Consider the following 12021-nt stretch of genomic DNA (forward strand, 5'->3'; position numbering starts at 1 on the left):
GATTTAGGGTATTTTATCACATTACGCGGAGGTGAGATCCAGATTTTACTTAAGGGCACCTTGAAAAATCAGATTTTTCGATCAAGATCAGGTCAGCGCAGTCTCCGAGGCGTGGGGATAATTGTACCGCAGGCATTTATCTGGTAATCCGAGCATGAAATGTTAACCGTAACCCAGAGATCGGAAGAAAAAGCAACATTTCAAGTAGCCTCAAGTCAGGAGGCGTGGGCCTGAGGGGCGCCGGACACTGGACACTGGGCAAGGAGCTGAGAACATGGTATCCTACTCCAGTTGTCTGATCTGGAAATCAAGACCCTTTTGGGCGGCTGCCAGGTCGGGCTGACAAAGGTGAGAGGCGAGAGAGGGAGCGGCTGCCAGTTGCTCGCTGCAGTGGCTGCTGAAAAATGTACAGCCAGTAACCCCGGAAGAGAGTGTTATGCAGAAACAGGAGTTGCAAAAGTTTCGTCAGACCTTGCTGGGCCGCCGCCAGGAACTCCTGGCCGCCCAGGAAGCGAACAGGGAATGTACCCAACCCGTTGCCCTGGATCAGTCCAGTGTCGGGCGTCTCTCTCGGATGGATGCCATCCAATCCCAGGCCATGGCTCAGGAGACCAGCAGGCGCCGTGGGGTTGAACTCGTCCGCATTGAGGCCGCTCTGGAGCGGATGGATGAGGACGAGTTCGGTTACTGCGCCCTCTGCGATGAGGAAATCGATCTTCGCCGATTGTCCATCGATCCGGCTAATCCCTTCTGCGTCTCCTGCGCCTCCAAGATGTAGCTCCCCTCCGCCTGGCAGGAGGTCTTAAGCCAGGCTCAACAGAGCCCCCGGGGCGGCCTTGAAAAGCATCATTCCAGGTGAGCTCCTTTTTTCGGCAGGGTCCGGACCTGCATGGTCTAGGCTGGCTGAAGGACCCAGGTGATGGCGCACCGCATCGTACAAGGAGCGGTGCCGATCAATGAGAGACCTCTGAACCTACTCTCCCTCGGCTCAACAGAAAGAGACCCGCACACCTGGGCCAACTATTATTTTAAAAAGTCTTGAAAAATGGCCATTCTCTTGTTGCATAATGGGGGGAACCATGTAATAGTTCCCTTATTACATGTGCACGTTAGAGCATATACGATGATATTAAGGATCGGATTTCAGACTCTAATCCTGGTAGCTTAAGTCTTTGCTCTCTTCTACATGAAAGAATCGGCCCCAACCTCTGGCCTGTGGACAAAGCTGGACACCATGGTAACCACAAGCCGTTAAGCAAATGCGTGCTTGTGGCCGAATTATCCACCAAAGGGTACTTTTTTGTACACCCCAACATGCACAGGCAGCCGGATGAGCGCGCATCTCCGGTCAGTTGCCAGTGATAAAAAAGCAATATTAATAAATACTTGCTTTATAAGAAACCGTAATCTACAGTGTGAGATTACATACCGGGTATTAATAGGAATCACCCGGTTTTTTAAAACAAGGGTGAACACAGTAGCCCTGTAGTTAGGAGTGGTATTCATGGTTGAAGGTACAGTTAAGTGGTTTAACGACTCAAAGGGATTCGGATTCATTGAACAGGATGGCGGTAAAGATGTATTTGTCCACCACTCTGCAATCCAGGGAACAGGATTCAAAAGTCTCCAGGAAGGCCAGCGAGTAAGCTTTGATATTGTTGAAGGACAGAAAGGACCTGCAGCGGAGAACGTTGTCAGCCTTTAATTCCTTGAACAGATAGTTGTAAGAAAAACCCCGCCCATGGCGGGGTTTTTTTTTATTTGCGTTCCATCTCCATCCCCTCGCAGCATCTCCGTTCCCCTGTCTGACCCTCCCTCCCACCCCCCTGAAGCTGAAATGTTAAGCTAAAGTTACTTTTTTTTTGACTTTTAATTTCCTCCAACCATACAATGGCAGAAGTTTAACTGTAGACACTGCAATCACTCCTCTTCTTAAGGGTATGGTTGCCCAAGATCCCATCCAGAGAATGCGAGTCCCCCCTATGAATGTACGATCAATCGGATTTAAACTTATTGTCGGCGGCTGCCTGGCCGTAACCCTGCCCCTGGCTGTTGTCGGGGTTTTAACCGTGCAAAAGGCCTCAGATGCCTTGCAGACCATTTCCAGGGACAATGCTGAATCCCAGGCCGTCAAGGTTGCAGCCATCATCGAGGCAACCCTCAGCGCCCAGAGTCAAACCGCTGCCGCCCATGCCACGGATAAGGGGGTACGTCAGGTCGGAGAAAAGGTCCGTCAGGTGGGGATCGCCAATGCCCGGGAAGAGGTTGCCGAGCTCCGTCTGCTGATGAAGGAGAAATTCAAGCTGCTGGACCAGAACTATCTGGGAATCTTTGTCACCGATGCCGCAGGTCAGATGTATACCGGTGAACTCCACAACGGCAAGGAGTATAAGGGGGTTAATCTGGCGGACATGGAATACTTCCTCAAAGCCAAAAATTCAGGACAGGCCGTTACCGGCAAGATCGTCAACTCCAAGGTGACCGGTGAACGCATCTATGTGGTCAGTTCTCCGATCTACTCGGACAACCGGACCTTCTTGGGTATCTTTGGGATGTCCCTCAAGGCGAAGCCTCTGACCAGCCTGGTCTCAACGGTTAAGGTAGGAGAGAGTGGTTATGCCTTTATGACCGATAAAGATGGAATTATCCTGGCTCATCCCAACCATAAACTCGAGATGACCCTGGACCTGAAGACTCTGCCAGAGATGGCTGCCATCAGCCAGGCCATGATCGCCGGCAAACAGGGGGCCCAGGATTATATCTTCCGGGGTACTCCCAAGATTGCCGGCTATGCCCCGGTCCCCTTGAAAGGTTGGTCCATTGCCATGACCCAGGATGAAGACGAGTTCCTGGCTTCTGTCCACTCCATCCGCAACAGTATCCTGATCGCAGCCGGCGTTACCCTGGTGGTGGTCCTTGTTCTGGTCATCTCGGTTTCCAGATCCATCCTCAGGCCGATCGGCCATGCCGTGGAAGGGCTCAAGGATATTGCCGAAGGCGAGGGGGATCTCACCATGCGACTCCAGGTCAGCACCCGGGATGAGATCGGAGACCTGGCTCGCTGGTTCAATATCTTCATTGAAAAATTACAGGGAATCATCGCTGATGTGGCCAAAAATACCAGGGCCATAGATGACTCTTCGACGACGCTCTCCCAGGTGGCGGGCGAGTTATCGCAAAGCTCTGAAGATACCTCCCAGCGAGCCGACAATGTAGCTGCGGCCGCCGAGGAGATGACCGTCAATCTCAATAATGTGGCTGCTGCCATGGAACAGTCCACCACCAATACCTCCATGGTGGCCAGTTCGGCCGAAGAGATGACCGCAACCATCAATGAGATTGCCGACAGTACCAATAATGCTGCTGCCATTTCGATGGAGGCCGTTAAGAAGGCGGAGAGCACCTCCCTGAAGATGGCTGATCTGGGCAGTGCCGCCCAGGCCATCGGTAAGGTCACCGAGGCGATCAACGAGATTTCTGAACAGACCAACCTGCTGGCCCTGAACGCCACCATCGAGGCGGCCCGGGCAGGTGAGGCCGGCAAGGGCTTTGCGGTGGTTGCCAATGAAATAAAGGAACTGGCCAAGCAGACCGCCGAGGCCACCCAGGATATCAAGGAAAAAATCAGCGGGATCCAGGAGACCACCATTGTCACCGTCGAAGAGATCAATCAGGTCACCACCGTGATCCACGACATCAACCAGATCGTCTCCACCATCTCCTCATCGGTCAGCGAACAGTCGGCTGCCACCGAAGAGATTGCCAACAATATTGCTCAGGTTTCCCTGGGCATCGGTGAGGTGAATGAAAACGTCAGCCAGAGTACGGTGGTTGCCGGGACCATAACCCAGGATATTATTACGGTGAATACTGCCTCCTCCGAGATCTCAGGGGGCAGTGGTCAGGTCAAAACCAATGCCGCAAACCTTCAGGAACTTGCAGCTGAACTCAACCGGATTGTGGGTAGTTTCAAGATCGCCTGAAACAGTCCATGACCGGGGATGGATGACAGCTCCTGAACAGGGGCACATGGCAATCGCCATGTGCCCCTGTTTTATTGCTGCTGCGGCAGCTTTACCGTGAAACAGGAGCCCTTACCGGGATCGGATTCCACGCTAATGGTACCGCCATGGGCAGTGATGATCCCATAGGAGACAGAGAGGCCCAGGCCTGTGCCCTCCACCTCCGGTTTGGTGGAGAAAAAGGGCTCAAAAATCTGTTTCTGATCTTCCCGGCTGATACCCTGGCCATTGTCCGCCACCGAAAAGAAGAGATACTCCCCGTTGCACCAGGTGGAGATAATCAACTCCCCCCCCTTTCCCCTGGTCGCATCAACTCCATTGAGGATCAGGTTGGTAGCCACCTGGGTGATCTGATCCTTGACCGCCTTACAGGGAGGCAGGTCCGGCAGGAAATGGGTCTGGAGCAGGATATTTGCCGACTCCAGGAGTTTTTGATAAAAGAGCAGGGTGTCTCTGAGGATGAGTTGGATGTCACAGGGTTCGGCCTCACCGGAAGAGGGGTGTGAAACCTGACGGAGTTTACGAATAAGGGCCTGGAGGCGGCTGCATTCCTTGAGTCCGATCTCCAGCAGTTGTCGCCGTTTAGGGGAAAGCTGCTCATGTTTGTCGATATCGCTAATCAAGAATTTGAGCCCTAACAGCGGGTTGCCGAATTCATGGGCAATGGAGGCGGTGATCCGGCCGATGGCAGAGAGCTTTTCGGAATGGAGCAGTTGACGCTGAGTCTGTTGATGTTTTTTTATCTCCTGGTCCATCTTGCCGACGGTCTCTTCAAGTTCTGCGTAGAGGATGGAATTGCGCAGGGAGATGGCGGCCTGGTAGCCCAGGTACTGGAGCAGGTCTCCCTGTTTGCGCGAAAAGGCACCGCTCAAGAGGTTATTCTCCAGGAAAAGGATACAGATGACCCGGTCCTGGGTGAGGACCGGGGCACAGTAGACGGATCTGCTCTGCTGGGAGGAAATGTAGGCGTCTCCGCGGAACATGGTGCTGGAGGCAGCATTATCCAAGATGATCCTTTCCCTGGTCCTGGCCACATAGTTGACCATGGACTGGGGAGCAAGGGGCTGGGAACTGATCTCTACAGGATCTTGCAATATCTGGATAACGCCTCCCTGGACCCGGCCTTTGATCTTGACCAGCCATTCCTCTTCCCTCTCAAGAAAGAGCATTCCCTGCTCGGCACCGGCGTGTTCCATCATGATCTCTAACATGGATTTCAAAAAACTCCCCAGCTTGATCTCCTTGGCCAGGGCATGGGAGGTCTTGACCATGGTGATCATGTCCAGGGATGAGAGCTGTCCAGATGGTCCCTGCTCATCCTGCCCAGTGCCAGCGGCAAGGGCCGGCAGAGCCTGAAGGGGCTGGCTGCCCAGTTGGGAATATTTGGCAGCCAGCTGCGTGGTCTTTGCCGCGGCACCCCAGCTGCGATAGCGGGAAAAAGCCTCTTGGAGATAGGTGGTTCCGATCAGCTCCATCCCCTTGTCCAGATAGAAGCTGGCTGCCAACTCATAGGCCAGGGCCTCGTAATGAATAAAATCATGTTGCCTGGCATTGGCAATGGCCTGTTCGTACAACTCAGTGGCCAGGCTATCTTCACCGGCAAGCCTGTAGCGTTCTGCCTGGACCAGTTCAAAGAGGTGGAGAAAGTTACACGGGGCATGTCTGGCCCAGGTGGAGAGTTTTTTCTGGTTGGCCTGGATCTTACGTTTAAGGGGCCGGGCTGAGCGGCGGTGGTCCTTGGCCAGGAGCTGTATCTTGGTCAGGGAGGAAAAAAAATAGAGCTGGGGCAGGAAGGCAGAGGAGATGGAGCTCTGCACCAGAGGCCAGGCCTTCTCCTCCACGGCCTCTGCCCAGCTGTGTTCACCCAGCAGGAAGGCCTGACTCAGGCTGAAGACGTAGAGTTGGAACAGGGTGGTCTGATCGCCGGATTCCAGATGACGGGGGATCATCGCCTCCTCATCATAGTGACGGCCGGAAAAGCGGGTGGGTTCAGCAGTGGGATCGAGCAGATTTTCCACCGCCTGCTGGGCGACCGCCTGCCGGGAGGTCATGATTTCCTGGCCGATCTGTTCCAGAATATTCCTGGATTTTGCCATCTTCTCGGCAAGGACCTCCAGATTGCTTCCCAGCTGAAATAGGCGGTTGTTGTAACTGTAGAGGGCAAGAGCGGCGTGCTCGGTCTCACCGAGTTCCAGGGCGTGATGGTAGGCCTCCTTCAGGGGCCCCAGGGTTGCCTCAAGGGGTTCTTTCCAGTGTTGGATCAGGTTGGCAAAGATAAATTGGGTTGCCGGTAGAATCGATTGCGCCACAAAACGATCCTGGAGTTTGAGGGCCACCAGGCCGCAGGCATAGCCATGGTTGATGTCACCGACCAGTCCACACTCCATGATGGCAAAGGTGGCATAGCCAACGGCAGCGGCATGGCTGGTATTGCCGTGCTTGAGAGAGAGCTGCACGGTCTTGCAGGCCACCAGGGCCAGAAAATCGGCTCCCTTGTAGTAGGCTGCAGTGCCGATCCGGTAGAGGATCTGCATGGCGGCCTGTTTATGGGGGTTTTCCATCTTAGGGAGATCAAGCAGCTCTTCCGATTCTTTTCCCCTGAGCAGATACCTGGTCTTCAGGTAGGCCAGAACCAGGTCGAGCTTACTGGGATTGGTGGGGATCTCTTCATCAAGCAGGCGAAGTGCCGTAAGGGCCCTGTCCACGGCCTGGTTGAGCTTGTTTCTGGCCGTAAGGGCCTGGATCTCTATCTCGTAGATTCGGATGGTATCCAGGAGGCAGCGTGCATGTTCTTCCACCAGGAGGACCAGTTTCTGCATGGATCCAAAGCTGCCGTTGAGGTACATGGCCTCGGCGCAATCTATATGGAGATCCAGACAGAGCTGGTACTCTCCCCCGGTCCAGGCATCTTCCGGAAGCAAGGCCAGCCCGGTTTCAAGGTAGCTACAGGCCCAGTCATAGGCCACGGTGGAGAACGCTGCCTGTCCGGCCTGAAGGTTCAGGGCAGCCAGCTGGCAGCGTTCTTCCCGGTCTTGGAGCAGCTGGTGCCCCTGGTTCAGGTGACTGGCAACGATAAATGGATCCCTGGGCTGATATTGATCCCCATCCGCCTGGAGCAGACGTCGACCAATGGTCAGGTGATAGCCCTGTCTGGTCTCCGGATCAGGCTCCAGATATACGGCCTGACGGATCTGATCGTGGGAAAATGTATAGCTGGGGTCCATGGTTTCGCTGGTACCTGATCGACCCTCAGCCGGTCGCCCTGAGCCGCTCGGCTGCTCGTCCGAGCGGCAGCGTTCCAGCAAAAAGCCCTGGGCAACGGCCTGCTGGAGATGAGAGTCGAGCTGCTCCGGGGAAAGTTCGCTAACCCGGAGCAGGGTTTGCCGGCTGCAGCTGTTGCCGAGGCAGGCGGTCAATTGGAGCAGCTGCCTGCACTCGGGAGCCAACTGGTTGAAGCGGTTCAGGATAAGGGTGGCGACATTCTCAGAGATGGTGGAGCCGCTGATCTGGACCTTATCAAAGTACCACTGTTTGCTCTCCGGGTCTATCTGGAGATGCCCTTCGTGGAACAGGGTGCGTATGAACTGATCAAGGAAAAAGGGGTTGCCGTTGGTCTTCTCCAGACACAAGCCTGCCAGCTGATGAAGAAAGGTACAATCGTCCGGCAGGAGCCGTTCCAGGTAGGTCTTGACCTGGGTAAGGCTGAAATCATGGAGGCGGATAGCCTGGAGGGTGACCTCTCTGATTTTGTTTCGCTGGATAAGGGTCCTCAGGGAATGGTCGGCGGTCAGCTCATCGTGACGATAGGCAGCGATTACCAGCAGCCCCCGGTTGCTTTGATCAGAGAGAAAGAGGTCCAACAGGGCCAGGGACGCAGGATCGGCCCACTGCATGTCATCGAGAAAGAGGATCAGGGGTGTGTCTTCTGAAGCGATAACGCCGATAAACTGTTTGAGCGAGCGCTCAAACCTGGTCTTGGTTTCAGTCGGATCCAGCAGGGGCAGCTCAGGCTGCCTGCCGGTGACCAGAACCAGGTCCGGGATGACATCGATGACCACCCGAGCATTGGGGCCAAGGGCCTTGAGTATTTTTTTCTTCCAGCTCTCCAGGCCAACCTGATCCAGACCTAATAACAGCTGGGTCAACTCCCGCAGGCATTGGACCAGGGGTGCAAAGGGCGTCTCCCGCTGATACTGATCAAACTTGCCGCTTAAAAAAAAGACACTCTCCTGGGCCAGGGAGTCTTTAAAGGCCTGAACCAGGGCGGTCTTACCGGTCCCGGCAGAGCCTGACACCCTGATAAGGGAGGTAGGTTTTCTCCGGGCTGCAGCATAGCCCTGGTGGAGCTGGTCCAACTCAAGTTCGCGGCCATGGAGGGTGGCCGACCTGTCGCGTTGCTGCAGCCCTTGGCAACCCGGTTCAAAACTGGAGATGGTGTTGGCTGCGCTCAAGTCATCAAGACCGTGTTGGAGATCAAGCTGCAGCGAGACAGCACTCTGGTACCTGTTGGCGGGAAATTTTTCCAGGAGTTTGAGGATGATCCGGGAAAGGGTCAACGGTATTTCCGGGTTGAGGCTATGGGGGGCTGACGGTCTGCTGGCAAGGTGGGCATGGGCCAGCTGAAGGGGATCCTGACTGGTGAAGGGCAGGGTGCCGGTGAGCAGTTCGTAGAGGAGAACACCCAGTGAATAGAGGTCCGAGGTGCAATCCAGCTGCCGCCCTGGTCGACGGCTATACTCTGGTGAGGCGTAGCTTAACTCCTCAACCATGGCCTGATCTCTGGCAGAAGAGGGGAGAGGACCTGCCTGCTGGCCGTCGGCTGCAGGGTATTGAGAGGGATGAAGCGAGGCTATGGGGGCAAAGGCCGAGGTGAGTTGCTCTCCCTTTTGATCGGTTCTCTGCTCCCCAAGGAGCTGTTCACCAGCCGGCGGTTCGGGCAGAGGATCAAGTCGGCATGCCCTGCTGAAATCAATGACCTGCAGTTGTCCTGAGTCAGGGTTATAGAAGATGGCGTCAGGCCTGATCCGGTTATGGATGAGTGCCTTGCCATGGATGGTGACAAGGGCCCTGGTCAGTTGCAGGGCCAGTTTGAGAAAGCTGCCCAGCTTGAGGGGTTCCCGGTGGGTACTGAGCTGAGAGAGGGGCACCCCCTTGATGTCCTCGAGGAGAAGCAGCTCCTGCTCCCTATGTTGACGTAAGGAGTAGGCTGTGACGATCAGGTCGGAGTGAAACAGGCGGATGAGCTCAAATTCCCGGGAGAGCTGACCGGGGCTGTGTTGCCCCAGAGCCTGGAGACTGGAGAGTTTGACCAGCAGAGGGGAGCCACTGCTGAGATGGACGGCGCGGTGGAGCCGGAAATGCCCTTGATTCAGGATCTCTTCATGGATTTCAATTCCTTCGATATTCAGCATACCACGCTTTTACTCCAGGATTAGACGCTGTCTCCGTTCTTGCCGAAGCCTACAGGAAGCAGGGACTGACTGATCATTTCAGGATCGATCTCAAAAAAAAAAGCGGTGCCCTGGCAAGGACAACCGCTTTTAGGGACCAACAAGATGGACCAACAAGATGAAACCAGAGGCTTTACATGTTGAAACTCCAGAGGATTCCAGCGCAGATGGCAGAACCGATGACCCCGGAAGAGTTACAGGCCATGGCGTGCATGAGCAGGTAGTTGGTGGGGTCGGTCTTCAGGCCCATCATGTGTACCTCTCGGGCAGACCCGGGTACGGCGGAAACACCGGATGCGCCAAGCAGGGGATTGATTTTCTGTTTGAGAAACAGGTTCATGAATTTGGCAAAGAGGACTCCCGAGCCGGTGGCTATGCTGAAGGCGATGGCCCCAAGGGCGAAGATGCCGATGGACCTAGGGTTGAGGAAGACATCGCCCTGGGTGCTGGCACCCACGGTAAAACCGAGAAAGATCGTAGCCGTATCGATGATGGCTGAGCGTGCGGTCTGAGCCAGTCGTTCCACCACGCCGCTCTCCTTCATCAGGTTGCCGAAGAAGAAGGGCCCGAGCAGGGGAATGGAGGCCGGGGCAAGAAAACAGCAGAGCATGACTCCGACGACAGGAAAGATCAGCCGTTCCTTTCTGGAAACCTCACGCAGATCAGCCATCCGGATGCGCCGCTCCTTGTCCGTGGTCAGCAGCTTCATGATGGGCGGTTGAATGATCGGGATCAGGGCCATGTAGGAGTAGGCGGCGATGGCGATGGGGCCAATGAGTTCAGGTGCCAGCTTGGCGGTGAGAAAGATGGAGGTCGGCCCGTCGGCGCCGCCGATGATGGCGATTGAGGAGGCCTCGTTGGGGGCAAAGCCCAGGGCCATGGCACTGAGCAGGGTGAAGAAAATCCCCATCTGTGCGGCAGCTCCCAGCAACATCAGTTTGGGATTGGAGAGCAGAAAGGAGAAGTCCGTCATTGCCCCCAGGCCAAGAAAGACGATGGAGGGATAGAGTCCCGAGGTCACCCCGAAGTAGAGGTAGTGCAACACCGAGTTTGCCTCGTAGATTCCGATGCCGAATCCTTTAAAAAAGGGAATGTTGCCGATGATTACCCCAAAACCGATGGGCAGGAGCAGCAGGGGCTCATACTCTTTGGCAATGGCAAGGTAGACAAAGACAATGCCCACCAGCAGCATGATCAGGTTACGGTAGTCTGCCAGGTAAAAACCTGTGTTGGTCAAAAATTGTATGAACAGTTCCATCTATGTAGTCCTCCTTTAAGGTCTAGGAAAAAGAGAAATTATGCAGCCAGCCGAAAGTAGCCGTCACCAAGAGATTCCAGTTTGCCGGCTTCCCGCAGGCAGCGAATGGAGAGGTGAGGGTGGGGGAGGTGGTATTTTTCGGCAAGCTCATAGAGGTCTGCCAGTTGGAACTGTTCCTCGAGTTCCTCAACCAGTGGTTGGTAGATCTCAATGGTAACAGCGATATTGGAGGGGCAGTTGTCCGCAGCAACAGAGGGTTTTGGATTGCCTTCAGCTTCCTGGGGAACTTCTACGCTGACAGTCGCCTTTTTCTCAAGCAAGCCGACAATCTTATGGAGTTGAGATATGATCAGGGACAGAATGGTCAGGCCTGATAAAACAATGGTAGCCCCAACGATTGCCATAGCCCATCCATTGTAATGTGTAATAGCTTCGATACCAGACAAACGAAACCTCCTTGTAGTTAACGGATTGGTTATCAATTTTCCTGAACAGGAAAATTTTTCCAGTCTAGACGCAGATTAGTAAATATGTACATAAAATCCGACATATTGTCAAATTTTAACCACCCTGGTCTCCAATTCATCCCAAAGTGGGCATGCTCATTTTTCAGCGAGCCGCCGGTTAAGGTCTCAGCCGGCTGCTATTTTTGAGACCAGCGCCTCCATGTTGCTGCGCACCTGGAGATACCCCTCTTTACTCAGCCCGGCACCAAGGCCGACTTTCTCTGCCATGGCAGCGCTGAGGAAATCTCCTGGACCGTGGGCATCGGAGTTAATCGCCAGGCCGGCCTTGGCTTTTTTCGCCATCTTGGCCACATGACCATTTGTCAGGCTATGGCCCTTGCGCCCCGAGAGTTCCAACAGTACCCCGTTTTCGGCCGCCATGGCCGCCTCCTCCTCGCTGATAAAACCAGGATGGGCCAGGATATCAACGCAGGCATCGATGGCCGCCCGGTTGGTTCCGGGCTGAACCGGTTCCACCGGAGTCTCCCCATGGACCACCACCAGCTCCGCCCCAAGGGCCCGGGCCTGCAGACTCAAGCCTTTGATCAGTGGCGGCGGGACATGGGTCAGCTCCACACCGACGATCAGGCGGGTGGAACTGAGCGGATTCAGGTCGTTTGCCGCCTGGCGCAGGTGGCTGATCAAGAATTCCAGGTTGGAGGAATCGGCATGGTCGGTGATGGCGATGGCCTGGTAGCCAAGGGTCTCGACCCTGCGCAGATGCTCCGAGGGAACCAGGCCTCCATCGCTGAAAAAGGTATGGGAGTGCAGGTCTATCATGGCAA

Annotated in this window: 7 protein-coding genes; 3 read left to right on the plus strand and 4 right to left on the minus strand. The window is 55.1% G+C overall.

Going from position 1 to position 12021, the window contains the following annotated elements:
* The first annotated feature begins 436 nt into the window (after window positions 1-436).
* The 3 genes from G494_RS0110435 to G494_RS0110445 all read left to right on the plus strand — a co-directional run bounded on the left by G494_RS0110435 (window position 437) and on the right by G494_RS0110445 (window position 3983).
* Complete coding sequence (locus G494_RS0110435) at window positions 437-778, plus strand: TraR/DksA family transcriptional regulator (RefSeq protein ID WP_028584502.1); 342 nt, start codon at window positions 437-439, stop codon at window positions 776-778.
* 726 nt (window positions 779-1504) lie between these two features.
* Window positions 1505-1705: a cold-shock protein gene (locus G494_RS26120; RefSeq protein WP_084456664.1), complete on the plus strand. Its 201-nt coding sequence runs from the start codon at window positions 1505-1507 to the stop codon at window positions 1703-1705.
* 277 nt (window positions 1706-1982) lie between these two features.
* Window positions 1983-3983, plus strand: coding sequence for a methyl-accepting chemotaxis protein (locus G494_RS0110445; RefSeq protein ID WP_028584504.1), 2001 nt, complete (start codon window positions 1983-1985; stop codon window positions 3981-3983).
* Between the two features lie 71 nt (window positions 3984-4054).
* Here G494_RS0110445 and G494_RS0110450 read toward each other — a convergent pair whose 3' ends face one another.
* The 4 genes from G494_RS0110450 to G494_RS0110465 form a co-directional block, all read right to left on the minus strand.
* Entirely contained in the window at window positions 4055-9433 is a 5379-nt protein-coding gene (locus tag G494_RS0110450) for a trifunctional serine/threonine-protein kinase/ATP-binding protein/sensor histidine kinase (RefSeq protein WP_028584505.1), read from the minus strand.
* Window positions 9434-9605: 172 nt separating this feature from the next.
* On the minus strand, window positions 9606-10730 hold the full coding sequence (locus G494_RS0110455; RefSeq protein ID WP_028584506.1) for a sodium ion-translocating decarboxylase subunit beta: 1125 nt from the start codon (window positions 10728-10730) through the stop codon (window positions 9606-9608).
* A 38-nt stretch (window positions 10731-10768) separates the two neighbouring features.
* On the minus strand, window positions 10769-11134 hold the full coding sequence (locus G494_RS0110460; protein WP_028584507.1) for an OadG family protein: 366 nt from the start codon (window positions 11132-11134) through the stop codon (window positions 10769-10771).
* Window positions 11135-11362: 228 nt separating this feature from the next.
* On the minus strand, window positions 11363-12016 hold the full coding sequence (locus G494_RS0110465) for a histidinol phosphate phosphatase domain-containing protein (RefSeq protein ID WP_028584508.1): 654 nt from the start codon (window positions 12014-12016) through the stop codon (window positions 11363-11365).
* Window positions 12017-12021 lie beyond the last annotated feature (5 nt).

Origin of the sequence: Desulfogranum mediterraneum DSM 13871 (genome assembly GCF_000429965.1) — a bacterium.
GTDB classification, from domain to species: domain Bacteria; phylum Desulfobacterota; class Desulfobulbia; order Desulfobulbales; family Desulfobulbaceae; genus Desulfogranum; species Desulfogranum mediterraneum.

Coding starts and splice junctions, on each gene's coding strand:
- G494_RS0110455 (WP_028584506.1), bottom strand. CDS start 10,730: ATGGAACTGTTCATACAATTTTTGACCAACACAGGTTTTTACCTGGCA.
- G494_RS0110435 (WP_028584502.1), top strand. CDS start 437: ATGCAGAAACAGGAGTTGCAAAAGTTTCGTCAGACCTTGCTGGGCCGC.
- G494_RS0110465 (WP_028584508.1), bottom strand. CDS start 12,016: ATGATAGACCTGCACTCCCATACCTTTTTCAGCGATGGAGGCCTGGTT.
- G494_RS26120 (WP_084456664.1), top strand. CDS start 1,505: ATGGTTGAAGGTACAGTTAAGTGGTTTAACGACTCAAAGGGATTCGGA.
- G494_RS0110460 (WP_028584507.1), bottom strand. CDS start 11,134: ATGGCAATCGTTGGGGCTACCATTGTTTTATCAGGCCTGACCATTCTG.
- G494_RS0110450 (WP_028584505.1), bottom strand. CDS start 9,433: ATGCTGAATATCGAAGGAATTGAAATCCATGAAGAGATCCTGAATCAA.
- G494_RS0110445 (WP_028584504.1), top strand. CDS start 1,983: ATGAATGTACGATCAATCGGATTTAAACTTATTGTCGGCGGCTGCCTG.